Annotated in this window: 19 protein-coding genes and 1 other RNA gene; 13 read left to right on the top strand and 7 right to left on the bottom strand. The window is 55.0% G+C overall.

Annotation, left to right across the window (positions count from 1 at the left end):
• Positions 1–25: 25 nt before the first annotated feature.
• Together KP003_RS05250 and KP003_RS05255 are read right to left on the bottom strand one after the other, a co-directional pair.
• A complete protein-coding gene (locus KP003_RS05250) occupies positions 26–2,413 on the bottom strand; it encodes an ATP-binding protein (protein WP_217300438.1) in 2,388 nt (795 codons plus the stop codon).
• 85 nt (positions 2,414–2,498) lie between these two features.
• Positions 2,499–3,686 carry a cache domain-containing protein gene (locus tag KP003_RS05255; RefSeq protein WP_216790886.1) on the bottom strand — a complete coding sequence of 396 codons (1,188 nt, stop codon included), beginning with the start codon at positions 3,684–3,686 and terminating at the stop codon, positions 2,499–2,501.
• 299 nt (positions 3,687–3,985) lie between these two features.
• Here KP003_RS05255 and smpB point away from each other — a divergent pair, with 299 nt between their 5' ends.
• The 7 genes from smpB (at position 3,986) to KP003_RS05290 (ending at position 12,401) form a co-directional block, all read left to right on the top strand.
• A complete protein-coding gene (gene smpB, locus KP003_RS05260) occupies positions 3,986–4,459 on the top strand; it encodes an SsrA-binding protein SmpB (RefSeq protein ID WP_199391107.1) in 474 nt (157 codons plus the stop codon).
• 20 nt (positions 4,460–4,479) lie between these two features.
• Positions 4,480–4,830: a transfer-messenger RNA gene (gene ssrA, locus KP003_RS05265) on the top strand.
• Positions 4,831–5,685: 855 nt separating this feature from the next.
• Positions 5,686–5,925 (top strand): GIY-YIG nuclease family protein, encoded by a 240-nt coding sequence (locus KP003_RS05270; RefSeq protein ID WP_216790914.1) that lies wholly within the window; start codon positions 5,686–5,688, stop codon positions 5,923–5,925.
• A gap of 103 nt (positions 5,926–6,028) precedes the next feature.
• Positions 6,029–7,405: a chloride channel protein gene (locus KP003_RS05275; protein WP_217300439.1), complete on the top strand. Its 1,377-nt coding sequence runs from the start codon at positions 6,029–6,031 to the stop codon at positions 7,403–7,405.
• A 278-nt stretch (positions 7,406–7,683) separates the two neighbouring features.
• Positions 7,684–8,118 carry a hypothetical protein gene (locus tag KP003_RS05280; protein WP_217300440.1) on the top strand — a complete coding sequence of 145 codons (435 nt, stop codon included), beginning with the start codon at positions 7,684–7,686 and terminating at the stop codon, positions 8,116–8,118.
• Positions 8,119–8,184: 66 nt separating this feature from the next.
• Entirely contained in the window at positions 8,185–8,574 is a 390-nt protein-coding gene (locus KP003_RS05285) for a GmrSD restriction endonuclease domain-containing protein (protein ID WP_217300441.1), read from the top strand.
• Positions 8,575–8,645: 71 nt separating this feature from the next.
• The gene (locus KP003_RS05290; protein WP_217300442.1) at positions 8,646–12,401 is read left to right on the top strand and encodes a hypothetical protein; all 3,756 of its coding nucleotides are present in this window, start codon (positions 8,646–8,648) and stop codon (positions 12,399–12,401) included.
• Positions 12,402–13,184: 783 nt separating this feature from the next.
• Here KP003_RS05290 and KP003_RS05295 read toward each other — a convergent pair.
• Both KP003_RS05295 and KP003_RS05300 read right to left on the bottom strand, forming a co-directional pair.
• On the bottom strand, positions 13,185–14,192 hold the full coding sequence (locus tag KP003_RS05295) for a WG repeat-containing protein (RefSeq protein WP_217300443.1): 1,008 nt from the start codon (positions 14,190–14,192) through the stop codon (positions 13,185–13,187).
• The gene (locus tag KP003_RS05300; protein ID WP_217300444.1) at positions 14,158–14,328 is read right to left on the bottom strand and encodes a hypothetical protein; all 171 of its coding nucleotides are present in this window, start codon (positions 14,326–14,328) and stop codon (positions 14,158–14,160) included. The genes KP003_RS05295 and KP003_RS05300 overlap by 35 nt, the downstream gene beginning before the upstream one ends.
• A 560-nt stretch (positions 14,329–14,888) precedes the next feature.
• Between KP003_RS05300 and KP003_RS05305 the strand changes: the two genes are divergently transcribed.
• Both KP003_RS05305 and KP003_RS05310 read left to right on the top strand, forming a co-directional pair.
• Complete coding sequence (locus tag KP003_RS05305) at positions 14,889–15,152, top strand: hypothetical protein (protein ID WP_217289324.1); 264 nt, start codon at positions 14,889–14,891, stop codon at positions 15,150–15,152.
• A gap of 245 nt (positions 15,153–15,397) precedes the next feature.
• Positions 15,398–16,072 (top strand): hypothetical protein, encoded by a 675-nt coding sequence (locus KP003_RS05310; protein WP_216500832.1) that lies wholly within the window; start codon positions 15,398–15,400, stop codon positions 16,070–16,072.
• Positions 16,073–16,309: 237 nt separating this feature from the next.
• Here KP003_RS05310 and KP003_RS05315 read toward each other — a convergent pair whose 3' ends face one another.
• Positions 16,310–16,687: a hypothetical protein gene (locus KP003_RS05315; RefSeq protein WP_217300445.1), complete on the bottom strand. Its 378-nt coding sequence runs from the start codon at positions 16,685–16,687 to the stop codon at positions 16,310–16,312.
• A 168-nt stretch (positions 16,688–16,855) separates the two neighbouring features.
• On the opposite strand from KP003_RS05315, the gene KP003_RS05320 reads away from it, so the two are divergent.
• Both KP003_RS05320 and KP003_RS05325 read left to right on the top strand, forming a co-directional pair.
• Positions 16,856–17,716 (top strand): AraC family transcriptional regulator, encoded by an 861-nt coding sequence (locus tag KP003_RS05320; protein WP_217300446.1) that lies wholly within the window; start codon positions 16,856–16,858, stop codon positions 17,714–17,716.
• A 250-nt stretch (positions 17,717–17,966) separates the two neighbouring features.
• Positions 17,967–18,554: a hypothetical protein gene (locus tag KP003_RS05325; protein ID WP_217300447.1), complete on the top strand. Its 588-nt coding sequence runs from the start codon at positions 17,967–17,969 to the stop codon at positions 18,552–18,554.
• 81 nt (positions 18,555–18,635) lie between these two features.
• Here the strand turns inward: KP003_RS05325 and KP003_RS05330 are convergent, their stop codons facing one another.
• Positions 18,636–19,535: a YceI family protein gene (locus tag KP003_RS05330; protein WP_217300448.1), complete on the bottom strand. Its 900-nt coding sequence runs from the start codon at positions 19,533–19,535 to the stop codon at positions 18,636–18,638.
• Between the two features lie 11 nt (positions 19,536–19,546).
• Positions 19,547–20,638, bottom strand: coding sequence for an ADP-ribosylglycohydrolase family protein (locus KP003_RS05335; RefSeq protein WP_217300449.1), 1,092 nt, complete (start codon positions 20,636–20,638; stop codon positions 19,547–19,549).
• 312 nt (positions 20,639–20,950) lie between these two features.
• On the opposite strand from KP003_RS05335, the gene KP003_RS05340 reads away from it, so the two are divergent.
• Positions 20,951–21,445: a cytochrome P460 family protein gene (locus KP003_RS05340; RefSeq protein WP_216500826.1), complete on the top strand. Its 495-nt coding sequence runs from the start codon at positions 20,951–20,953 to the stop codon at positions 21,443–21,445.
• A gap of 293 nt (positions 21,446–21,738) precedes the next feature.
• Positions 21,739–24,387, top strand: a complete 2,649-nt coding sequence (locus KP003_RS05345) for a putative bifunctional diguanylate cyclase/phosphodiesterase (RefSeq protein WP_217300450.1) — start codon at positions 21,739–21,741, stop codon at positions 24,385–24,387.
• Positions 24,388–24,528 lie beyond the last annotated feature (141 nt).

A 24,528-nucleotide genomic window follows, 5' to 3' on the forward strand; every position in this document is an offset into this window, starting at 1 on the left:
ATGCGGGGTGAGGCGCCGCGCCTTTTCATGCGTCCAGGACCTCCCGTACCGTCCGCAACAGCTCCATCGGCTGAATCGGCTTCATGATCAGGTCGATCCCCTCCTCGGGCACCCCGCGGTTCTTGATGAAATCCGCCGTGTAGCCGCTGGCGTACAACACCTTTACCTCAGGGTCCAGCCGCGCTATCTCGTCGTAGGCTTCCTTGCCGTTTTTGCGCGGCATGATCAGGTCCATGAGTATCATGGATATTTCGTTCCGGTGCGCGCTGTACTTCTCGACCGCATCCTGGCCGTCCACCGCCTGGATCACGCGGTACCCGAAGCGTGTCAGCACGGACAGGACCAGGTTTCGTACCCCCTCGTCGTCTTCGGCGAGCAGTATGGTCTCGCTCCCCCCCCGCGGCGGCGCGGCCTGCTTGGCGCTCTCCTCGTCCATGACCCGTTCGGCATGGTAGATGGGGAGATGGATTCTGAAGGTGGTGCCATGTCCCGGTTCGCTGTAGACGTTGATGAAGCCGTTATGCTGCTTGACGATGCCATAGACGATGGCCATGCCCAGTCCCGTTCCCTTGCTGATTTCCTTGGTGGTGTAGAACGGCTCGAAGATCCTCTTGCAGGTCTCCGCGCTCATGCCGCAGCCGGTATCGGTGACGGTCAATACCGCGTAGCTGCCGGGCCTGATCAGGCCCGATTCCTGGTCCAGCGGTGACTCCACCACCTGGCTCCCCGTTTCGATGGCGAGTACCCCGCCTCTTGGCATGGCGTCGCGTGCGTTGGTAGCCAGGTTGAAGAGGACCTGCTCCAGCTGTCCCAGGTCGGCCATGACGTACAGGGGGGCCTCGCTCGGGGTCGTCTTCAGGTGGATGTCCTCGCCTATGATCCGCGCCAGGAATTTCCGGACGTTCTCGACGATGTCGTTCAGGTTGACGGGGGAGAGCGTGATCACCTGCTTGCGGCTGAAGGCGAGCAGCCCCCTGGTGAGTTGTGCCGCCTTCTCTGCCGCGGAGAGGATATGGTCGATTTCCTCCTGCTGCCGGTCGTCCAGCCTCTCATCCAGCTTCAGGATGCTCCCGTAGCCGCTGATCACCTGCAGGATGTTGTTGAAGTCGTGGGCCACCCCTCCGGCCAACTGCCCGACGGCCTCCATCTTCTGCGCCTGACGCAGTTGCTCCTCCAGTTTCACGCGCTCGGACACGTCGAGGAAGCTTATTACGGCGCCTTCGATCACCCCGTCGTTGAGGATCGGGTAGGAGGAGTATTCCACCGGAAAGGAGGTGCCGTCCTTGCGCCAGAACACCTCGTCGCGCACGGTGCACCCTTCTCCTTCGCTGTAGGCCCGGAAGATCTTGCATTTGGCCACCGGCGCGGGCATCCCGTCGGGGAGGGTGTGGTGGATCGTGTCGTGCATGTTCCTGCCGATCAACTCGTCCAGGCTGTAACCGGTGAGCTCAAGGCAGGTCTTGTTGGCGAAGGTGCATCTGCCCGTGGTGTCTATGCCGTAGATGGCGGCATGGGTGGAATCCATGATGAGCCGCAGCTTCCTCTGGTTGGCCACGGCCTCCTCCTGGGCCGCCTCGCGTTCCGCCACTTCCTCCTCCAGGAGGACGGTCTGTTCCCTGAGCTGTTCCTGGGTGATCTCCCGCTCGGTCACCTCGTGCAACAGTTCTGCGTTCTTCTCCTCCAGCCGGGCCGAATCCTTCGAGACCCGGGAGGCCCCGGCCAGGATCAGGCCGACCCCCGCGATGCCCATCAAGAGGAGGGTGGCCGTGGTAGTGGCAAGTATGCGGCTGGAGCCTGCCGAGACGATGGCCAGCGGCACGGTCACGCTGATGCCGCCGCGGATGTCCCCCTTTCGGTAGCCCTGCGAGGCATGGCATCTCAGGCAGGAACTCTCCACCTTGAAAGGCCGCATGAGCCTTACGAAGCGGTGCCCCTCGACGGAGACCACCTCGCTCACCTCCTGCTCCCCCTTTTCGAAGGCCTCCAGCGCCTTTCGTTCCCAGGGGTCGGGGGCGTTTGCACCCCTGATCGGGTTCAGGCTGGTTATGTGTCCCTTGGCGATCTGTTTTTCGGTCTCGGCCAGTTCGAAGACCTGACGGGTCATGTAGGCGGGGTTGATGAGGGTGAGCTCCTTCCCCGAGGGGGTCTTGATGTCTCGCTCCGGGATGTCGGAGAGGTACGGGTTGGGCGGAGTCGCGGGGGTGACGGGGACGTAGACGCCGCCGCGTTGGGAAGCCCACTTGCGGTAGAGGAGGTCCTTCTCGAAGGCGATGCGGGCCTGCGCCTTGGCGAGTTCAAAGAGGTTGTTTCTGTACTGTACGTAGAACCAAGCCAGCGAGACGGCGATGAAGAGCACCCAGAAGAAGCTTATTGCCAGCGCGTATCGTCGGGTCGTGAAGAGTCGGGAAAGCATCTAGTAGCACCGCCTGGTCTGAGTCGGTATTGTTTCGAGTGATCACCGCTATAGGATAGTAATTCGGCAGGTTGCCGATACAGGTTTAGTGATAATCGTTGGGGTCCTTTTTGGAAGAGGCCGCCTCGCGAAAGATCCTCTGCTGCTCTGCCGCGCAATCGGGGCACATGCCATGGCTGAACATGGCGTCGGAATGCTCGCTGAAGTACTTTTCGAGCTGTTCCCATGATTGTTCCTCGGTGCGTATCTTCTTGCAGTAGGAACAGATGGAGATGATTCCTTCCAGGCGTTTGACCCTCGAGATTGCCGCGTTCAGTTCCTCGTTTTGTTGTCTCATCTCGTCGCCGTAGCGCTTCGCCTCCGCGTGGAGCAGGGCATTGACCTTGCTCTTGTACAGAAAGCGCGCCGAAATCAGCGTCATGGAGGTGAACAGCAGCAACAGTACCAGCCCCCCGACGGCTTCCTTGCGCCAGGAGGTCATGTAGTCGACGGGTGAGAGGGTGGCGAAGATGTAATAGGGGTATTTGGCAGCCTTGCGGAAGGTGACCATGCGTTCCATGTTGTCCCGCGCGAACACGGTCTTATAGGTAGCGGTGACCGGATTCGCACGAACCATGTCGCGCGTCTTTTGCGACACCACGTCGGAGCCGATCTGGCTGGCGGCCTCTTTCCCCTTCGGGTTCAGGGCGATCAGTTTGAACTCCGCGTCCCTGATGCCGACCGCGCCGTTTTTGCCGATATCGAGGTGAGAGAAAAGTTTGTCGAAGAAGGTGACGTCGAAGGTCCCTATCGCCGCGCCCGCGAAGGTGCCGTCGGGGTTGTTGACGCGTCTGGCGACGGCGACTCTCCACTGGCCCGTGACTTTTCCCTTGAGCAGGTTCGACACCACGAGTTGCAGGTCGGGGTCGCTTCTGAGTCTGCTGAAATACTGGCGATCGCTTAAGTTAACCGAGTTCGCCGTGTTGTCGCTGCCGCAAAGCACCGTTCCGGAACTGTCGGCGATGACAATTCTATCCAGTTCCGGCAGCACCCGGATCTGCTCCCTGGCGAACAAGCTCAACGACGCCTTGTCGATGCGGCGCGAGGAGAGGTGCCTTTCCGTCTCGGTGGCGACGGAAAAAAGGACGATGTTCATCTTGTCGAGGATGTCGGAGACGTTGGCTTCGAGAGACTTGGCGAGGTTTTGAGTAGTGACTTCAGCCAGCTTGTCGTAGTGCTTGCGGCTGTTGTAGAGGGAGGTTCCGACGATGAGGTAGACAAACAAATTGACCAATATGATTCCGGCGACGAGGCTACTGAAGAAACTGTCCTTCTCTTGTCCTGGTTCGCCTGCTGGTAGTGGTCTATTCATTCCGGATCTGCCCAGTGAGTGATGTTTAAATTTTGATGCCGAATTCAGACTCAGATTATACAGCACTTCCCGTCACTGTCATTGCAGAAGGGGTAGGATTCTTCACCTTCACGTCTGCTTGTTGTCACTAAGCCGTGGTCCGGAGGGGGGTGTCTCGCCCGGATTTTGTACCGGTTTTTCCCCCTGTCCATTTGCGGGGTAATCTGATATGATGTCCCCTTATGGGTGAGAAGCTGATTTGCAACAACAAGAAGGCCTTCCATGATTACTTCATCGAAGAGCGTTACGAGGCCGGCATGGTGTTGCAGGGGACCGAAGTTAAGTCTCTGCGCAACGGCAAGGCCAACCTGAACGACTCCTTTGCCATGGTGAAGAACGGCGAAGCCTTTTTGCACAACTTCCACATCAACCCGTATGACTTCGGCAACCGTGAGAATCACGATCCGGACCGTATGCGGAAGCTGTTGTTGCACAAGAAAGAGATCGTCAAGCTCTTTTCCAAGATTCGGGAGCAGGGCTACACGCTGATTCCGCTCAGAGTTTATTTCAAAGATGGCAAAGTAAAGACCGAGTTGGGTCTGGCGAAGGGCAAGAAGAACTACGACAAGCGTGAAGTCATGAAGGAGAAGGACATGCGGCGCGACGTCGTGGTCGCGCTGAAAGAAAGAAACCGAGGATCCAGGGACAGGGACTAAGTTAAAATTTTAGGTTTTACGGGGGTGTAAAGGTTTCGACGGGGGTAAGAAGCTAAGGTTGCATGCCGAGGTCCGGGTGGCTCGTTAAACAATCCGGGACGCATTAAGCGCCGACAATTACGATTACGCTTTAGCAGCTTAATAACCTGCTAACGTTCTACCTACCATCTCCCACGTGGGAGGATAGAACGTCATTCAGTGGGATAGTTTCAGGGAGAGTCCGTGGCCCTGCGGCGAAATTTAGCGGAATCGGCAATCGGGAATCCCGGCCTGTGGAGTCCCGAGCGGCTAAAGTAAAAACAGGTATAAGCATGTAGACGCCTTATGTGTACGATTCTCGGACGCGGGTTCGATTCCCGCCACCTCCACCAACCTCCGCCAAGGCTCCGGTTGGCTCTAACGAGCCGACCGGAGCCTTGTCTTTTGCGGAGGTTGACCACCGTAGTTGCCTGGCCGTGCCAGGCGTTTAACGAAGGTGGGCCTCCGACCTTTTGCAGTCTTTTATTACACGCGGGCGTGATGTTACGCCCGCCGTCTTTCTGCCTATAGTCCACCGTAGTTGCCTGGCCGTGCCAGGCGTTTAACGAAGGTGGGCCTCCGACCTTTTGCAGTCTTTTATTACACGCGGGCGTGATGTTACGCCCGCCGTCTTTCTGCCTATAGTCCACCGTAGTTGCCTGGCCGTGCCAGGCGTTTAACGAAGGTGGGCCTCCGACCTTTTGCAGTCTTTTATTACACGCGGGCGTGATGTTACGCCCGCCGTCTTTCTGCCTATAGTCCACCGTAGTTGCCTGGCCGTGCCAGGCGTTTAACGAAGGTGGGCCTCCGACCTTTTGCAGTCTTTTATTACACGCGGGCGTGATGTTACGCCCGCCGTCTTTCTGCCTACAGTCCACCGTAGTTGCCTGGCCGTGCCAGGCGTTTAACGAAGGTGGGCCTCCACCTTTTGCAGTCTTTTATTACACCCGGGCGTGATGTTACGCCCGTAGTCTTTCTGTCTAAAGTCCACCGTAGTTGCCTGGCCGTGCCAGGCGTTTAACGAAGGTGGGCCTCCGCTGGTTTCCAACTCCATTACCTTCGGGCGTGTCTCCACGCCCGTAGTCTTTTCCTGACTATAGTTCACCGTAGTTGCCTGGCTGCGCCAGGCGTCTAACGAAGGTGGAATTGCCATCCCCAAAGATCTAAGATAAAATCTCCCTAATCCCCCCTGCGTGGAGGCCCCCCCCATGAAATACGTCTACTACCTCCAAAGCATCCCCCACCCCGACCAGCACTACATCGGCCTCACCACCGACGTCAACGCAAGACTCTCCTCCCACAACGCCGGCCAATCCCCCCACACCTCCCAATACCGCCCCTGGAAGATCATCACCTACCATGCCTTCGCCGACGAAGCCAAAGCCGCAGCCTTCGAAAAGTATCTGAAATCCTGCTCCGGCCTTGCCTTCAGGAAAAAGCACTTCTGATTCCCGCGACGCCCCTCCCGGCCCCCTTGACTTTCTGAACAAAAGAAGCAACACTATCCGGCCGCGTCGGCGTCGCGACACTACTTACCGCCGAAGGAGCTGCATGCAGGCTAAAACCATTCTGACTCAGAAGGTTTCGACGATGAACAAAGAAGAACACGACGGGGCAGGGGAGAACGAGCCCCTTGAATCGAAGGGCTACCTGCACTACCTGAGGAAGCTGCGCGAGAAAAGCTTCATGCAGGCCACGATCTGGACCGCTGCGCTTCTGGTCGGATGTGCTGCCGTTCTTTTCGCACGTCTCATTTCCGCTTCGCAGTCCTTCTTTTTCACCTTATTTCACGGTCATTCCTATCTCATGACCGCTGCCACACCGCTGTTGTTCGTCGCTGCGACCTTGATCGTCCAGAAATTCGGACCGGAGGCTCGCGGCAGCGGCATCCCCCAGGTACTGGAAGCCATAGACCGGGCGCACGGTGACGACAAACATGAACCCCCGTGGCACAGCCCCCTGGTCTCGTTACGTACGGCAGTGGTAAAGGTGATATCAAGTTGCGTAGGCATCATTGCCGGAGCTTCGATCGGGCGCGAGGGCCCTACGGTTCAGATTTCAGCCTCTGTCTTTGCTTTTTTCGGGCGGGTGACACGGAAGGTCCTCCCCCAAGTCGATTTTCAGATCTTCCTGACGGCAGGTGCCGCGGCGGGAGTCGCGGCGGCGTTCAATGCGCCTCTCGCTGGTATTGCTTTTGCGCTGGAGGAAGTGACCGAGGGGGCGTTCGGGCGTTTTCGGGAAATGGTGATGTTAGCCGTCATCATTTCCGGTATCGCGGCGATGGCCATAGCCGGGAACTACCTCTATTTCGGTCATCCCGCAGTCATGCTCACGCCGACCCTGCTGGTTCCGGAAACGCTCATCTTCGGAGTTGTCGGAGGGATCATGGGCGGCGCATTCGCCCGGCTGCTTGCCTTCCCGGAGGTGTTCGGCCTCCCTCCTCAGCCGTGGAAGAGGGCGCTCTATTGCGGCTTTGTCTGCGCTGCAATCGGCCTGTTGACCGACGGCGCCTCGGCCGGATCGGGCTACGAAGTCACCCGTAGTTTCCTCGAAAGTTCCTCCATAGAACAGTGGCCCGCCGGACTGGGGATAGCGAAGTTCGCAACCACTGTCCTTTCCTACCTTTCCGGAATTGCCGGCGGCATCTTTTCTCCCTGCCTTTCCATCGGGGCCGGTTTCGGATTCACCGTTGCAAAACTACTCCACCTACAGAACTTCAAGGTTTGCGGACTTCTCGGCATGGTCGGCTTCTTCTCCGGGGCCATCCAGGCACCGCTCACCGCAGTGATCATCATCATGGAGATGACCGACGAGCACACCCTCATTATTCCTTTCCTGCTGGCGGCATTTCTTTCCCGCAGAATCGGGAAGATCTTCATGCCGGTTCCGCTGTACCGGTTCCTTGCCAGCAAGAATCGGAAGGGGTGACCGCCGTTACCCCTTCCGGCAAGATCACTTCCATCGGTTGCACACCGCGTTTTATCCCCACCATTCCTGTCTTGACACCCACGATCCCTCCCTCAGAAATAGTACAAACATCTGAAATCCCTGATTGCTTGTGCATTAGAAATCTGCTAAATTCTCCGATTGGTTAAAGGTCTCTGTTTAAAGCGCGCAGAGAAGATGAAACTAGATGCAGCTGAGAGAGTCTGGCGAAGTCCGCTAAGAGTACGATCATATCGCCCTGACCATAGAGGTACTGGTAAATGCGAAAACTTTGGCTGTTTCTGTTGACGATCTTTTGCAGCGGCTGCACGACGCACAGCGATGTGAACAGTGAACGGTTGAAGTCCCTGCCGTATCACTATTCACAGTTCGACATGACCTTGGCGTGGGAGATCAAGCAGGCGGGAATGGAAACGGTAGTGGAGGGAGTGGCGAAAAATCTCCGCTATGCCTTCATGGAAGGAATCGAGATCTGGGTCGCGGCAGTCGATGCAGCGGGCCAAACAAGAGCGCGCAACGTCTGCTTCGTCATCCCGCGCCAGGTCAAACAGGATGGGATCTTTCCCTTCAGCGTGAAGCTACCGATACCTGTGGAACCAGGCATGCAGCTGAAGTTCACCTACAAGTACAACGGTTCGGACGGAGGTGACGGAGGCGTGAACTGGATGCAGAGCTTCGAGTGGACTGTGCCTTAACAGACGAGAGATGAGGACGGGGAGTCGTACTCAGGGGAAGAAACTTATATTCTTATACGTGTCCCCTTGGTCTTGCGAGCTTGGATTAAAGAGTTTAGAAGTGCAGGGATAAGCTCCGAGGAACGCAAAAACTACACTGCCACCCTCGGCAACCTGTTGCTGCTTTCAATGGCTATCAACTCTTCTCTGCAAAACGACACCTTTTCTGAAAAGAAAAGAGTGAAAACTAATGCTGCAGGCCAGAAGTCCAGAAACGGGTACTCAGATGGATCTCATTCTGAGATTGAAGTATCACAGCAATCAACGTGGGGGCCGAAGGAGATATATGAAAGAGGTATGAAGTTACTGACCTTTATGGAGAACAGGTGGGGTTTTAAATTTAAGAACGACAGAGAAAAAGCAGAACTGTTGTTCATAGACTTTGAAAAAGATGGAGACACCGCACGGGCGTCTTGAGACTTTGTTTAATTGCGTATTCAACGTTCTCTTTTTTTGACATTTTGCAATATGGTCGTTAGGAGGATTTTGTGGCAACACTTTTCCATGTTGAGTCTACTGACATAGTTAGCCTGAATGACATACAATTGACACGACTGCTCAAGATGCTACTTCACCTCGAAGCGAGGGCGGCAGGCATTACTGAGAGAGCTGTTGAAGTTGCTTTAAACATAACAGTGGCAGACGGTGGTGAAGACGGTCGAATTCGATGGAATGCCGATCCCCAAAACACCGACTTTCTTCCCTCCTGTTTCGTCCAATTTCAAAATAAAGCGACTTACATGCCACCGGCAGAATGCGGAAAAGAAATTTTAAGACCTGATGGATCTATAAAGCCTATGGTTGAAAATGCTCTTGGCAATGGAGCCAGCTATGTAATATTCCATAACTTTGAGCTTAATCAGCAGCAAAAAGAAATGAGAATTGAGAATATAAGAGAAACATTGAGGCATTTAGCGAAGCCGTACGCTGATACAGCTACAATTGATATATATGACGCCGCTAAAATTACAGGTTGGGTCAATAAATACATCGCCGCAATAGTTGCAGTTCTTAACTGGGTTGGTCGTCCACTGGAAAGAGGCCTGAAAACGTGGGAGGATTGGAGTAAGCATAGAGAGTATCAAAGCTTTCCATTCGTCGGGGACGAGGACCGCAGCAGGGACATTAATAGCCTGCGTACCTTACTTGCCATTCCGACAAAATGTGCACGCATTATTGGACTTTCTGGCCTAGGAAAGACTCGACTCGCACTTGAAATATTCAGGAATTGCGAGGAGCATGATGATTTAAGTGAAAGAGTAGTCTACGTAGATTCAGGCGCAAACCCTGGAATTCTTGGCCTTGTAACAGATTGGGTCCAGTGCAGACTTGAGGGTATTGTTGTAGTTGATAACTGTGATATTTCCTTGCACGAAAAGTTAAGACGAGAAATTCAAAGGACTGATAGTAAATTAAGTTTACTCACACTTGATTATAACTTTGATCGAGCCAATCAAACTGCTGTGGTGCAAGTCAAGCAGATGTCAGATGAACACATTAAGCAGATGCTAGAGCCAGTCTATGGTGATCGAATTTCTGACCTAGATCGAATAATTAGTTTTGCTCAAGGCTTCCCTCAAATGGCAGTCTTGCTAGCAGATGCACGACTAGAACAAGAGCCGGAAATGGGGAGACTTTCGGACGATGACCTAGCTCATAAAATGTTGTGGGGAGGTCGAGATTACAACGATAGGGATGAAAGAATTCTAAAGGGTTGTGCATTGTTCGATCGTTTTGGCTTGGATGATGAGGCTTCCCCGGAATTTCAATTTATTGCCCAAAACATTGTAGAAGTTGACCTGGACCAATTCTTTGACTGTATCAAAAGATTCGAGGAGCGCGGCCTTATCGATAGAAGGGGCCGATACGCAAAGCTGGTACCAAAGCCTCTGGCAATAAGGTTAGCAGCTGAATGGTGGCGAAGAACCCGACCTGAAAGACAAATGGCATTGGTGAATTCTCAAATGCCTGGCTCTCTCCTTGAAAGTTTTTGTGACCAGGTAGCACGTCTGGATTTTCTTCCAGAGGTAAAGGCCTTAACGGAGGGACTCTGTGGTTCACAAAGCCCTTTTGGGCAAGCGGAAGTGATCCTATCTGATCGGGGTTCACGTCTCTTTCGCTCCTTTGTGGAGGTGAACCCTGAGGCCACTAGTAAAGCTTTGCATGAAACGCTTAAAACCATGACGGAAGAAGAATTGGTAGCAATAGACGGTGATGTTCGTCGCAATCTGGTATGGGCGTTAGAAAAGCTGTGCTTTCATGAAGCGTGCTTCGAGGAATCAGCCCATTCACTTCTTCTGTTGGCAGCTGCAGAAAATGAAAGTTGGAGCAACAATGCCACCGGACTGTTTAAACAGTTATTCAGGTCTTTTTTGTCGGGAACTGAAGCTAATCCAGATCAAAGACTATCAGTTATTGATTTTGCTCTTTCGACAGGCAAAGATGTCTTCATGCGGCTGGCTATTGGAGCGTTAGATAAGGTAATCGACACACATGGTGGATCTCGGATGTTAGGAGCTGAATATCAAGGCAGCGGAGAACCTCTAAAAGAATGGAAGCCAAAAGTCTGGGGCGAGGTTTATAACTACTGGGAGCAAGCTCTGGTACGTTTATGCAGAGTTGTCGAAGAAGGCGGATCACTCGCTTCAGAAGCAAAAGATGCTATAGCTCACAACATCCGCGGACTAATGATGAACGGAAGAGTTTCGATTCTCGACACTGCCATAAATACAGTTGTAGCCGCTCAAGGGCCAGTCTGGCCTCAAGCGTTAGAAAACATAAAAGACAGTTTGCGGTATGAAGGTGGTACGATGCCTGCTGAGGGAAAGGCAAAACTAGAAGAGTGGATAGGTATTTTAACCCCTTCCGATTTGGCCCAAAAGTTGAGTCTGCTCGTAACAAATGCACCTTTTGAACACGAAGCACTTGAAGATGGTCATTACGTTGATGTAGCGGCAGAAAATGCGAAAGGGCTTGCAGTAGAGCTGGCTAGCGAACTAGTGACCTTACTTCCGCATATAGACAATCTAGTTACTGGCGAACAGAGGCAAAGTTACCTCTTCGGACTGACTCTGGTCCAGGCAGCAAACCGGTGGGAGCCTGTATTAACTCAAGTTATACAGGCAACAGAAAGTGCAAGCACACCTAACCTTAGTCTATTGCAAGGAATTTTGACTGGTATTTTTCAAAACGATGCAAAAGAGTGGAAAGCTATTGTTGAAAAGTTGTACGACATGGATAACTGGAAAAAATTCTATCCACAACTGCTCACGTCAGGTCAGGCAGACGAAAAGCAACTGCTTCAAGTCGTCGAGCTAATAGCTACTTCGAAGATACCCGCTGCAGCTGCTAACATTTTCAGCTATGGACGGCCGCTTGAGCATCTCACTCATGATTCCGTTTGTTCATTTGTTCTCAGTCTTGCTGCTGTATCACATGAGAGTAAATGGGTGGCATTTGACATTCTGTCGATGTATTGTCTCAACGACAAGGAAAAGTGGAGATATTGCAAACAAACATTTTCTACATTCGCAAAAGATCTAAGCTTGAATAATAAGAATAGGCAGATTCGCCTAGAAATGCATCATTGGCAGACAATGGTCAATCATCTATTGAATACTGAAGGAGACGAATTTGCTAAGTCTGTAATAAAAGCGATTATGAATAGCTGTAATGAAAAGATGGATTATGGCGATCTCCTGCATTATGTAAAACCTGTGATGCGAAAAATCTTCCAGCTTTATGGGCGAGAGGTGTGGCCACTTGTGGCTGATGCGATAAAAAATGCCAACAGGTTGATGAGATATCAGTTGCTGCAGCTTTTCGAGCGAGGCGACCGTTTTGAAGAAAAAGAGTCCAGCATCCTTACCGAACTACCCGAGGATTTGTTAATAGAATGGTGTAATGGTAGCCCCGAAATTGCCCCAGAGTTTGTTGCAATGGCAACAGAGGTAATCATGGAATGTGAGGGGGATTATTTGATTACACCAAATACAAAATACCTGCTAGACAACTTTGGCGATGATGACAAGGTTCTGTCTGCATTGTCGGCGAATATGGGATCCTTTGGGTGGACAGGTTCACTAGTTCCACATTATGAAATGGAACGAGCCGCTCTCGAAACTGTAAAATCTCATCCACGAGAAAAGGTACGAGATTGGGTAAGTAGGAGAATTGACTACCTAGATAAAATGGTAGAAAAAGAAAAGCTACGAGATGAGGAGAGCGATTGGGGAATTTACTGATCCCGCAATGGGGTAACCTCTGTGACTATTAGAACTTCCTGAGTGTCTGCAGGTGGCCAGTCTTGTTGGTGCTGTACTGACTTTGCCACCCAATACCCGGGTTGGACAACTACCGGTCTTGCAACTGGTTCTGCAGCCCCTCTGCGCCACATAAAACTAGTAGCCTTCAGCTTGCCTGCATCGGGTGGAAACCCTTCGCGCTGCAGAGCGCGCAGCGTGGAAAAAATGTGGGGACAAAAAAGACTCCGGTTCCGGGTTGGGTTCCCAAATTGAAGCGGATTGCAGCGGCGGAAATTGGGGGTATCTGGGGGTACAAATTTTGGCATTTTTTTGATTTTTCCTGAATTATTTCAACATAATAATGTAGAGTGAGATTCCCGCCACCCTCAACAACCTTCGCCAAGGCTTCGGTTGGCTCTTATGAGCCGACCGAAGCCTTTGTTTTTAGAAAGGTTGCCCACCGGTGCGCGAGGGTGACGTTCTTCAGATTTTAACATTTGACGCCCTCGCTGGTTGGTTATGAAGACGGTAGGGCAGGACATGGGAACGCGTTATTGGGATTTTGACTTTTGTTTTGCTGGCCGTCGGAATGACGATTGAACGACTTTCCTGCAAGCACAACCCTCTGCTCAAATATCAAAATCACAGCAACGTTCCCTCATGGCTTTAAAATAATGTGTTACTCATTTCCACAGTCTCGGAAGAAACGCATAAAATCATGGGCGTCCCTATGTCAATCAGCGCCAGTTCCAGTTGCTGGTGCAGACCGCTACAGCGCATACCTTACTGTTTGGGCCAGACCCATTCAAGCTTGCTATTTAGGAGCTGTTCCTTCCCGTTTATGGTGACCAGCAGCACTCCATCTTCAAAGGTATCGAAAACGTATTCAAAGATAACTTTTGATACCAGCTTTCCTGTCAGATCAATAATGCCCCAAAGAGCCCCAATCTGCACTGGTGAAAGCCCTCCCGAAAAAGGGCGTGCATCGTCGTACTTCGGCTCTATAATGATTTCCCCTTTCGTATCCATATATCCGTACTTACCTTCAGACTCAATCACCATTAACCCTTGAGCAAAGCCTTGGGCAGTGAAGTTCAGTTTGCATGGTTTCTTTACCCATTTTCCGTCAAGACGAATAACTCCCTTTAAGTTATTGACAGTTACTAGGGCATAACCATCTGGTGTCAGTGAAATGTCATCGTACTTAAAAGGAATCACTGTTTTCCCAGAAGAGTCGACAACTCCCCACTTTTTGTGAAATTTTACAGGTAGCGCCTTGTCAGAAATATTCGTATACACTGCATCTTCGTACACTGCGGCTATTTTAATGTTGCCGCGTTGGTCGATTACGCCGTATTTGCCTTTCTTCTTGAAGAAGGTCAAGCCGCTCTCAGTGCTAGAGAAAGTCGGCAGGTCGAATGCCGCGGGAACCAAAATCTCTCCTTTACTGTTGACGATACCTGACTTACCTTTGAACGTGAATACAGCCCTATTGTTGGAAAATATAGACATCTTCTCATATACAACAGGCACAATAATATTGCCTGTAGAGTCTATTGCACCGTATTTATCGCCCACCTTTACCGCGTAGGCGCTGCTCTGGTCGTACATTGAATTGCTTTCAATCTCCATCTTGCTCGGGGCGACAACCCAATCCCCACGTCTGTCGATCAATCCGCATACTTGATTGTTAGTATTGCAGTACACGTAATTGCTTCCAGTAAATTTTCTGTAGCTTCCAGGCGCCTTGTCTAGCTTAATCCCCCAAAGCCTGCCCATCTTTGTTGACAAGTACTCGCGTATCAGCTGAAGAAAAAGGTTGCACGTCATTTACCAAATAGAGGATTCCGCCATCATTGGCATAAGCGTCAGACGATAGGAAAAGCAGCTGCAGGCAACAAAGTATTGGCAAAATCATTTTGTTCATAGGATCTCCTGTAAGTCTGGCTGAATTAATGCCTGACGCAGATGGTGTCACCCTCTCATATCGGCACAATTCCCCTATTCTTGAGCTCTCTAAGAGGTACATGGTGCAAGCGCCAAATTGATGTGGCTTCAGCCCGGCTCAGTCACAAGGGGCATCTTTAGGAGCATCTACAGGCAGGAAGGACGGACGTTCAATAGGCGGGGGAGGCGGATAACTTTCTGCGCGGTCAGCATTCTTATGATTTTGTCTTAAGCCACCTGGACAAGTGGTACCAACCCAACAATGAGCCTCCCAAACCGAGCTGAAGGCTCCTGCCAGCAAAACTGCATGGCTGCTGAAGCCGCTGCAAGGGCACCGTTCCGCTTACCGCTGATACGTGTCTGCAGGCACAACCCCTTTGCTCAAATATCCAAATCTCAGCAATGCCCCCTCACGGGACTCATGGGATTGGCTGTCGGGGATGCTGTGCAACTGGTCGACTGGCCGTAGTAGAGATATACTATTCTGCGGGTGCTGAAGTCCTGCTTGGCGAGTTAAATACACTTTTGAAGGGGGACGACATGGCAGGTAGCAAATCAATTCTTACTAGCATCTTGGCAACGAAACTATCACCTGCCGAGCGCTCAAGGTTCATAGAATGGTCTAACGGCGTAACTAATGAAGAATTTGATGATGGCTTGAGCCTGTTTTTCAAAATTGAAGAGGTGCAGGATGCAATAGGTGACTACGCAATTGAACAAATTCAAGAAATCGAGAATCATTGCAACATCAAGATATCAGCCGTGATAAGGGTTGACGGTAGCACGTATAAATACCGCCAGTGACCTAAACGGAATGAGGATCCGGGCGGACTCCCAGGTGGGAAGGGAACCGGCGATCACGACCTCTGCAAAAAAGGCTTCAGCTTCGCCCGTTGAAAAACGGCGGCTGGAGCCTTTCATATTCATGGGCATCCCCCTCCCGCCCGGAGCGTGGGAGGCCGGATGATGAGGGAATAATTTTCGGCGCTTGACGAGATTACAGCCTTTGCTATATTGGACAAAACTAATCTTTTGTTCGGGAGGCTACTATGGTCGAGGAGTACGATTCAGTCGATACCAATCTCCGAAAGCAGACTTTCCCCCAGTTGTTCGTCACCGTTACTGAGCTCGCTGATTCCCTGGATGCCAGTTCGCTCTACAACGAAAACCGGCCCGCACACGTCTGTTGCGGACAAACGTTGAGGGAGCATGTGCTGGCCATGAAGGAACTGAGCGCCGGGGCCGACAGGGGAGACGTCCTGTTCAGGGAACAGCGCCAGAAAGTGCGGGATTTTTGCGAGCTCGACGTGCTGGGCTCGGTCAGTTACATGAAGACCATCGCGATCCACCGGAGGGATCCCAGCATCCTCCACACCATCAAGCTGCCGCCAAAGGAAACCGCCCACAAGAATTCACGCAAGGCGCACTCCTCCCGGCAAAATGTGGAGATCCGTCTCGACGTGAAACATGTGAAAGGGAAAACGGGATGGATTCTCGTCCAGGGCAGTCACGTTCGGGGGGGCGGGCCGTACCTGATCAATCTCTGTAAAGGTGAACCGACTTCTGAGGCGAGCTGGTACAACCCTGGAGGACACCACGCCAGTTGCGCCAAGATCATCCTCAAAAACCTCGAGCCGGCCAACAGGTACTACGTCAGGATGAGGACCGATGGGCCGGAGGGGCCTGGGCCGTGGTCACAGGCTGTTTCGATAATCGTGTTGTAATTACCTTTCCCAATTCCCCGCTTCGGTCTGCCGGCTTGCGGCAGACCGAAGCTGCTTGTCCTTCCAAAAAGCACATCCGCCCTGTCCCCGCTTCGCAAAGGGGGGAACTCGAGTTCTCCTGCAACACTTCCTGGCCAACAGCAGCCAAAAGGCCCCGACTCCTTCGCAAAGACAGGACCTTGAGTTTATCGCCAGGTTTCCACTTAAAAAGTGGTGCATAACTTCACAAAATATTATTCAAGACATTAAAATTGAAGTTCTCGCGCAAAAAAAAAGCGACAACTCTCGGGCGCGGCGTTTCAACTTCAAAAAACCGTGCACAACTTCCAAAAATATTTTTTGGAACATTAAAATCAAAGTTCTCGCACAAAAAAAATGCGACAACTCTCCGGCCCGGCGTTTCAACTTCAAAAAGCCGTGCACAACTTCTAAAAATAATTTTTGGAACATTAAAATCGAAGTTCTCGCACAAAAAAAATGCGACAACTCTCGGACGCGGCGTTTCAACTTCAAAAAGTCGTGCATAACTTCCAAAAATATTTTTTGGAACATTAAAATCGAAGTTCTCGCACCAAAAAAATGCGACAACGCTCCGCCGCGACGTTCCAACTTCAAAAAGTCGTGCACATCTCCTCAAATTTTCTTTTGAAACTCGGGAATTGAAGTTCGCGCGCCAAAAAGAGGGGACGGGTGCTATATTCGCCGCATTGAGCAATTCCGGTCAGGATTTCTCTCCGACTCTCGGGTAGGATCACCTGCGAATCGAGAGGGGACGGTAGGCACATGGACAAGGCACAGGCATACGCGCAACGCTTTGACAGGGTCGTTCGGTACATCGAGCGGCACCTTGACGAGCCGTTGACGGTCGAGGGACTGAGCCGGGTGGCGCATTTCTCGAAATTCCACTTCCACCGGCAGTTCACGCTCTACACCGGCATGGGGGTCTTCGCCTTCATCCGTCAGATGCGGCTGAAGCACGCCTCGTACCGGCTCTGCTACCGCCGCGAGGAGCGGATCATCGATATCGCCCTGGACGCTGGCTTCGAGAGTCCCGAGGCCTTCTCCCGCGCCTTCAGGCAGGTGTTTGGCCAGTCCCCCTCTCAATTCAGAAAATCACCGAAATGGCAGCCCTGGAAGGAACGCTTCCGGCCGCCGCCCATGCAAAGGAGAGAAGACATGGAAGTAAAAATCGTGGAGTTCCCCGAGACCCGGATCGCCGTCCTGGCCCACCGCGGCGCGCCGGAGAAGCTGAACGATTCGGCGCTGAAGTTCATCGAGTGGCGCAAAGAGAGCGGGCTTTCGCCGGTGAAGCAGGCGCTTACCCTCGGCATCGCCTACGACGATCCCGCGGTGACCGAGCCCGAACGGTTCCGCTTCGACATCTGCGGCACGGTGTCGGAACCGGTGCCGGAGAACCCGCAGGGGGTAGAAAACGGCGTGATCCCGGGCGGCCGCTGCGCGGTTGTGCGCCATCTCGGATCCCATGACCGGATCGGCGACACCATCTATCCCCTCTGCCGCGACTGGTTCCCCCAAAGCGGGGAGGAGCTGCGGGACTTCCCGATCTTCTTCCACTACCTGAACCTGGTTCCGGACGTCGCCGAACACGAACTGGTGACCGACATCTACCTGCCGCTGAAATAGCCGGTGAGGCCGCTGCAAAAGCGTAAAAGGCTCCGGCCGGGATATGCCACCTCCCGGCTCGGAGCCTTTGCTGTTTACTTATTAAAGGAAATAGTGTATACGCTATCGGCAAGGCGAGAGGGAACCTGCACCTTCCGATGCATCCAGGCAATTCCCCTACGCGAAGAATCGAATTACATGGGGCCCGGACCGGGCCTGCGGTTCTGCAGCCGTCGACACGCGAGGTGGCGCGACGGCGTTTAGGGATGCCATGATGCGTTCTCTGCGATTGTACGCCGCCATGCAAGCGGCCCTCAAACAGGCCCACATGCTCTCCTCAGCAATCCTCGCCGGAAGCGGCGCCTCTCTTCTCTACCTGCTCCACATCTACACGACGTCTTCCCAAAGGGTCGAGGCGGCCGTCCTCAACCAGTCGACCATCGAACTGGTCCAATACCTCGTTCTTCCCAGCGCCGGTTTTTCCATCGTCACCGGTGCCATCATCTGCCTGGCGGAGCGCCGCGCCGCCTTCTCCTGCCATTACATGGTTACCAAGGGCATGAACGCGTTAACGGCTGTCGCCCTGGGCACCATCCTCTATTTCGGGCTTGGGAAACTCGCCGCAGCGGCCTCGGACCTACGCGGGGTATCGCTGGCGGGACATGTCTTCCAGGCCGAGGACGTCCTGGGCGGAACCAACCTCCTGGCCGCCGTGCTCATGGGGACCATCCTGTTCGTGCTGTACAACGTGGTGCATCGCCCCTGCGCCGATGCGGGCGGCTGCAAGCTGTGCAGCTGCAACGGGGTTCGGGGTGCCGAAGCGGATGCCTCGTTCAGCGATCCTAGCGACGCGCAGTAACAGGGCAACTTCGAGCTGATTTTGCCGAGGCAAATCCCCCCTGTCCTCCCTGTCCCCCCTTCGCTATTCCTTCCTTCCCTATCATTTCTTAACCGCCAGGACGAACAGCTCCAGCGTGACCAGGTCGTGCACGAGATGCATGCCGAGGCGCTCGAAGAGCTTTCCCGAGCCGTACCCGGCATCCCAGAGGGTTCGGTCGATGTCGAGGTGTGCATGCGCCTTGATGCTGCCGTCTTCCTGGGGCGCCACTATGGCGGGGAAGCCCACCGGACGGGTGACCCCCCTGATGGTGAGTTCTCCGATGGCGGTTCCTTCGGGCGCCTCGGGCGCTCCAGTACTTTCGGGCTCCCAGCGGGTGAGCCGGAACGAGGCGGTGGGGAAGCGCTCGACGGCGAAGAAGTCCTCCGACTTAAGGTGCCGCACTAGGAGATCGAGCCAGTACGGGTCCTGCAGGTCGCGGTTCTGAATGCTGGTCATGTCCAGCACGATGGACCCGGAAACCAGCCTGCCGTCGCTCATGACCAGCTCACCCCCCTGCACGTCGATGGTGCCGTGGTGGCGGTTGTTCAGGTTGCGCCCGATCCATTCCAGGGAACTTTTTTCCTTGTCGATCGAGTAACTGCCATGCGCGACGCCCGCCTCGGGGCATGGGTCCGTCCCGGTCTCGACGGGGAGTCCCGCCGCTTTCAGGGCCGCGAGCCCTCCTTCCAGGACCGAAACGTTTCGATATCCCGCCTGTAACAGGCGGTCCCGCGCGACCTCGGCGGTGAGCCTGCTCCCGGTCGCGTCGTACAGGATCAGCTCGGTGTTCCGGTCGGGAACGAGCTCCGCGATGCGGTCCAGGAACACCATCTCGTAGATGCAGGCGTTCTGTGCGCCGGCCAGATGGCAGGCGGCGTAATCTTCGGGCGTCATGACGTCGATGACGAGGGCGCCGGCGGACAACAGTTCACTCAGTTCGGCACAGGTGGTCGTTTTCATGGTTTCACCCCTCAGGTCCGATCAGGACCGTTCGCGTCCGCGGCCAGCCTGGCTGCAAGGCTGCACAGTGTGGTGCAATCGGTGAGGCCGTCCAGAAAGCGTTGCGGAATCTGCGACAGCCCCACCTGCGCCCCAACCAGCGCTCCGGTCAGTATGGCGCGCGCCTGGTTTTGGCCGCCGCCGTTGACGGCGTGCAGCAGGGCGGACTCGAAGTCGTCCTTAAAACGCGCCGCCAGGTAATAAGCGGCGGGAAGTTGGTGGTAGATGGCGCAGGGCATGCCGTAGACGATGGAGACCTTCCAGGCGGGCTCGATGCGTATCTCCGGATCGGCGGCGGCCGCTGCCATGTAGGAAGGGGTCAGCAGCGCATCGGGCGAGGCGAACTTACCAGCGCGCGGTGGGTCCGGGGCTCCGGCGCGGGGCGGCTGCAGATCGTCGCCTGTGACGGCATGGAAGGGGAGGGCGCCGTCATGGACCAGCTTCATCAGCCGTCCCGAGAGCTTGGCGTCCAGCGCTTTCCCCTGGACCAGTTGTCCCAGTACGGCGCCGTAGGCTACGGTCATCGATAGGATGGTGGCGTCGTTCTGGGTGAGGGCGGCATTGTCGGCGATGGTGACGGCGAGCCGGGACGGGTCCAGCGCATAGCGCACGGCAAGGGCCAGTGTTCGTTCGATCGCTTCGGTGGTGTCGGCGTGCCCGCCGGTTTGCCCCCAGGGGAGCTGCTGTTCCACCCGTCGGCGCCACAATTCCCGGATGGACTGGCTTGTGTAGCCTCCCGGCCCGCTCATCGGAGTCCCGTCCAGAAGCGGCAGCAATTCCTCGTCCATGCGGCGGCAGAAGTCGGACTGGTCGTATTTGCCGCAGTGAACCAGCGATTCCAGAAGCAGTTTGAGGATGAGTCCCGCCTGGGACAATTCCCCCGCCTTGAGCCCTTCATGGTAGCGCCCGGGGCGCGGGTCGGTGTAGCCGCTGATCCATTCGCCGTAGTCTTTATGCAACTCGGTTAGATCGTAGTACCAATGGGGGCCGAGCCCGATGGCATCCCCTATGAACGCGCCCATGATGGCGCCGGATGCCCGGTCGCGGAGTGTCGTGTCAGTCATGGTGCACCTCGTTATCCCGCACCAATCGAGTTCAGGTGCGAATGTATCTTCGTATTTTAGCACCTTGAGCAAAATACGCTCAACTTGCGACGCAGAGCGCGACCCGGCGAAGAGATAGCCCGGCTGGATCAACTCAGGAATCCTCGCGGAAACGGCCGTCACTGTGTCATGCGCCAGCTGAATCGACTGCGTCTTCTTTACGCGGGACAACTTTTTGCTATTGTTTCCAAGTCGCCTGTGTCTGCCGGGTCCGGTCCAACTTGATCACCTGTGTCAGGTGCACGCTGATCATCTTGCATGAAGGAGGAAGCTATGAGGAAAAAGTTGCTTGCCTGTGTCGTGGCCCTGTCGGTAGCCGGTTCGGTCACGGCAGCGGACCGTCCGATCGCTCCCAACGGCATCGCCCTCTATCCCGACTATATGTCCTGGAAGGTAGTCGGTCCCTCCTACCGGGAGGACAAGGGGCAGATCCGGATCATAACCGGGAACGAGATCGCTGTGGCAGCCTTGAAAGCCGGAACCAAACCGCTCCCTGATGGCACTGTCCTGGCCAAGGTGGCTTGGAAGGCGGAGAAACACCCGTCGTTCCCCGTGGCTACCGAGCCGGGCGATTTCGTGCAAGTCGAGTTCATGGTGAAGGATGCCAAGAAATACAAGGACACGGGAGGGTGGGGCTTCGCCCGCTTCGTCGGCAACAATTTGCAGCCTTACGGCAAGGATAAAAGCTTCGTCGCCGAGTGCTTCGGCTGCCACACGCCGGTGGCCGCCAACGACTACCTCTTCACCAAGATCGTCAAGACGCCGTAAGGAACTCCGCGGTGGAAAGAGTTCGTGGCGCCCGGCCTTGTGCTTCGACGCGGGGCTGGGCGCTTACGTGCGGAGAACCTGAACCGAGGCAAATCCCCCCTGTCCCCCCTTCGCAAAGGGGGGGGCGGGGGCGTGCGGCGGCTTGTGGACCCGCAAAAAATTGCGGAACGTCGCAACTCTTTTGAGATATCCACTTAGCATGATTGCTGAATATAGGAATTTCTTGCTATGAGCCAAGTCGCGTGATATAAACCTTTCCAGTTTCAAATAAGACAAAAAAGGTCCTGTTTAAATTGGAAAACGTATCCTGTATCGCCATCGAAGAAAATTGTGAAGTCCCGGAGCTGCAGTCCTGCGCATCAACCACCGAGGTCAGCCGCGGTTTCCGGCTCTCCCTGAGAACCTTCATCCTGGCATCGTCCCTCGCCGTCTCCTTCATCAGCTTCGCTTCCGTCCTCGGCATCTCCTCGCTGGTCTACCTCGACACCGTCAAACGCAGCGCCACGAGGCTCGCCTACGACCAGGCGCAGCAGTTCCAGCACTCGATTCCCCTGCTGATGGGGAAGGGGGCCACCCGGCAGGAACTCCTGAGCCTCTACAACATGCCGAGCGGGACCGGTGCGCTTGGGAGCCACTCGGTCGAGCTGTACCGCACGCCGGTCGTAGAGGCGCTTTACGGGCGGGTCGAGCTTCCCCCGGATCCGGGCGTGGAGCAGGTGTTCCAAAGCGGCACCGTCCTCGAGCGGGGCGAGGGGCGGGTGGTAGAGGCGATCTTTCCTCTCTTCGCCGCTGAAAACTGCCTCGGCTGTCACGGCAACGCCCGCACCGGAACCCTGCTCGGCGCGCTGAAGGTGCGTCAGGATATCGGGCCGATGCTGCGGCAGGCACGGCACAAACTGTTCTTACTCTTCCTCTTGCTTTCCCCCATCCCGGTGCTGATGGCCCTTTTCATCGCGCGCCTGGTAAACGCCCGGGTGGTCCCTTCCATCAACGAGCTCGGGGACAAGGTGATCCAGGTGAACAGCATCCGCGACCTGACCCGCCTCGAGTTCTCCGACGTGGCCCCCGGCTTCACCGAGCTGGACCGGATCTTCGGCGAGGTCTCGAAACTGGTGGACAAGATACGGGCGGTGTCGGTGGACAAGGAGATCCTGGAGCTGGAGATCCGGATGCTGGAGAAGTTCATCATCACGTCCGAGGTGATCCGGGACTGGAAGGAGCACGTCGCCTGCCTCCTCCTCGAGATCAACCAGGTGGTGGACGCCTACATGCTGTTCTGCATCTTCCAGGTCGGCGAGGAGCTCTACGACATCGAGGTCTTCTGGCGCGCCCGGCCGAGCGAGGAAACCAGGAAGCGGGTCGAGCTGGAGGTGTTGCGCAAGATACGCAGCGAGAACGCCCGCCTGGCGGAGAGCTCCACCCTGCAGGTGATCCACAATATCGCATCCGACCATACCGAGCTGGTCCTGGAGCAGGGCACCCTGGACCTGCAGACCAAGTCGCTGATCCTCGATTCCCCGCAGATCGGCGGCGTGGTGGGGATCGGTGTCCAGTCGGAGTCGGCGTGGAACTCGACCCGCTGCCTGGTGATCGACAGCATCCTGACCACGCTCCTGAACGTGATCGGCTCCATTAAGGCGATCCACAAGTACACCAAGGACCTCGAGTACTACGCCACCCGCGACCCCCTCACCAACCTCTTCAACCAGCGGGTGTTCTGGGAGCTGATCTCCTACGAGATCGGCCGGGCCGACCGGCACGGCTACAGCTTCGCGCTGCTCGTGATAGACCTGGACAACTTCAAGCACATCAACGACACCTGGGGGCACTCCATCGGCGACCGCTACCTCGCCGCCTTTGCCGCGGCGGTCCAGCAGGCACTGCGCAAGGGGGACATCTTCGCACGCTACGGCGGGGACGAGTTCGTGATCCTGCTTCCCGAGGCGGACGAGGAGCAGGCCGCCCTGGTGGCCGCGAGGATCAGGAACATCACCGAGGACCTCTACGTGACCACCCCGGATGCGGCAAAGGCCAGGGCCACCGCCTCCATCGGACTCGCTCTCTTCCCGCTGCACGCGGTGACGGAAAAGGACCTGTTCCTGTTCGCGGACAACATGACCTACAAGGCGAAGGGGGAGGGTAAAAACCGGGTCAGCATCCCCACCGCAGAGGACGTCGTCGAGGTGTTCCGGATGGTCGGGGAAAAGGCGAGGATGGTGCAGGAAGCGGTCGACGGGCGCAGGGTGATGCCGTATTTCCAGCCCATCGTCGCGCTCGGACCGGGCCAGCCCGAGTGCTGCGAGGTGCTCTGCCGCATCGAGGTGAACGGCGAGGTGATCGCCGCCAGCGACTTCATCGAAACCGCCGAGAGCCTCGGTATCGTGGGGAGGCTCGACGCGATCCTCCTGGAGAAGGCGTTCGCCACGGTCGAAGAGCAGGGGTACCAGGGGAACCTCTTCGTGAACCTTTCCCCGAAGTCGATGATCCTGAGCGAGTTCCTGCCCAACATCATCGCCCTCGCGGACAGGTACCACATCGACCGCAGCAGGGTGGTCTTCGAGTTGACCGAGCGGGAAACGGTGAAGAACCTGACCCTTTTGGAGAAGTTCGTCTACGACCTGAAGTCCCAGGGGTTCAAGTTCGCCATCGACGATTTCGGGTCGGGTTTTTCCTCGTTCCAGTACATACGGCAGTTCCCCATCGATTACGTGAAGATCGAGGGGGTCTTCGTGAGGAACATGCTCAACGACTACCGGGACATGGCCTTCGTGAAGACGCTCGCCATCCTCGCCAAGGAGTTCAACATCAGCACCATCGCCGAATACATCGAATCGGAGGAAATCCTGGAGGCGGTGCAAAGCGTCGGCATCGACTACGCACAGGGGTACCACCTCGGTTGCCCCTCGCCTGAACTGGGACAAAAAGCAAGACAACAGGGATAAAAGGGATAAAAGGGATAAAAACGATAAAAACGATAAAAACGATGCAAGGGATGAAAGCGAAAGCGATAAAAACGATAAAAACGATGAAGAGATGAAAGGAATAAAGCAATGAAAGGCATCGTGCTTTGGGGTGAACCAGAA

Origin of the sequence: Geomonas diazotrophica, assembly GCF_019063885.1 — a bacterium.
GTDB classification, from domain to species: Bacteria; Desulfobacterota; Desulfuromonadia; order Geobacterales; family Geobacteraceae; genus Geomonas; species Geomonas diazotrophica.

Excerpts from the sequence above, each read along its gene's own strand:
- KP003_RS05270 (WP_216790914.1), top strand. The coding sequence starts at position 5,686 with ATGAAATACGTCTACTACCTCCAAAGCATCCCCCACCCCGACCAGCAC.
- KP003_RS05330 (WP_217300448.1), bottom strand. The coding sequence starts at position 19,535 with ATGAAAACGACCACCTGTGCCGAACTGAGTGAACTGTTGTCCGCCGGC.
- KP003_RS05280 (WP_217300440.1), top strand. The coding sequence starts at position 7,684 with ATGCGAAAACTTTGGCTGTTTCTGTTGACGATCTTTTGCAGCGGCTGC.
- KP003_RS05305 (WP_217289324.1), top strand. The coding sequence starts at position 14,889 with ATGGCAGGTAGCAAATCAATTCTTACTAGCATCTTGGCAACGAAACTA.
- KP003_RS05320 (WP_217300446.1), top strand. The coding sequence starts at position 16,856 with ATGGACAAGGCACAGGCATACGCGCAACGCTTTGACAGGGTCGTTCGG.
- KP003_RS05335 (WP_217300449.1), bottom strand. The coding sequence starts at position 20,638 with ATGACTGACACGACACTCCGCGACCGGGCATCCGGCGCCATCATGGGC.
- KP003_RS05300 (WP_217300444.1), bottom strand. The coding sequence starts at position 14,328 with ATGAACAAAATGATTTTGCCAATACTTTGTTGCCTGCAGCTGCTTTTC.
- KP003_RS05275 (WP_217300439.1), top strand. The coding sequence starts at position 6,029 with ATGCAGGCTAAAACCATTCTGACTCAGAAGGTTTCGACGATGAACAAA.
- KP003_RS05325 (WP_217300447.1), top strand. The coding sequence starts at position 17,967 with ATGATGCGTTCTCTGCGATTGTACGCCGCCATGCAAGCGGCCCTCAAA.
- KP003_RS05310 (WP_216500832.1), top strand. The coding sequence starts at position 15,398 with ATGGTCGAGGAGTACGATTCAGTCGATACCAATCTCCGAAAGCAGACT.
- KP003_RS05250 (WP_217300438.1), bottom strand. The coding sequence starts at position 2,413 with ATGCTTTCCCGACTCTTCACGACCCGACGATACGCGCTGGCAATAAGC.
- smpB (WP_199391107.1), top strand. The coding sequence starts at position 3,986 with ATGGGTGAGAAGCTGATTTGCAACAACAAGAAGGCCTTCCATGATTAC.
- KP003_RS05340 (WP_216500826.1), top strand. The coding sequence starts at position 20,951 with ATGAGGAAAAAGTTGCTTGCCTGTGTCGTGGCCCTGTCGGTAGCCGGT.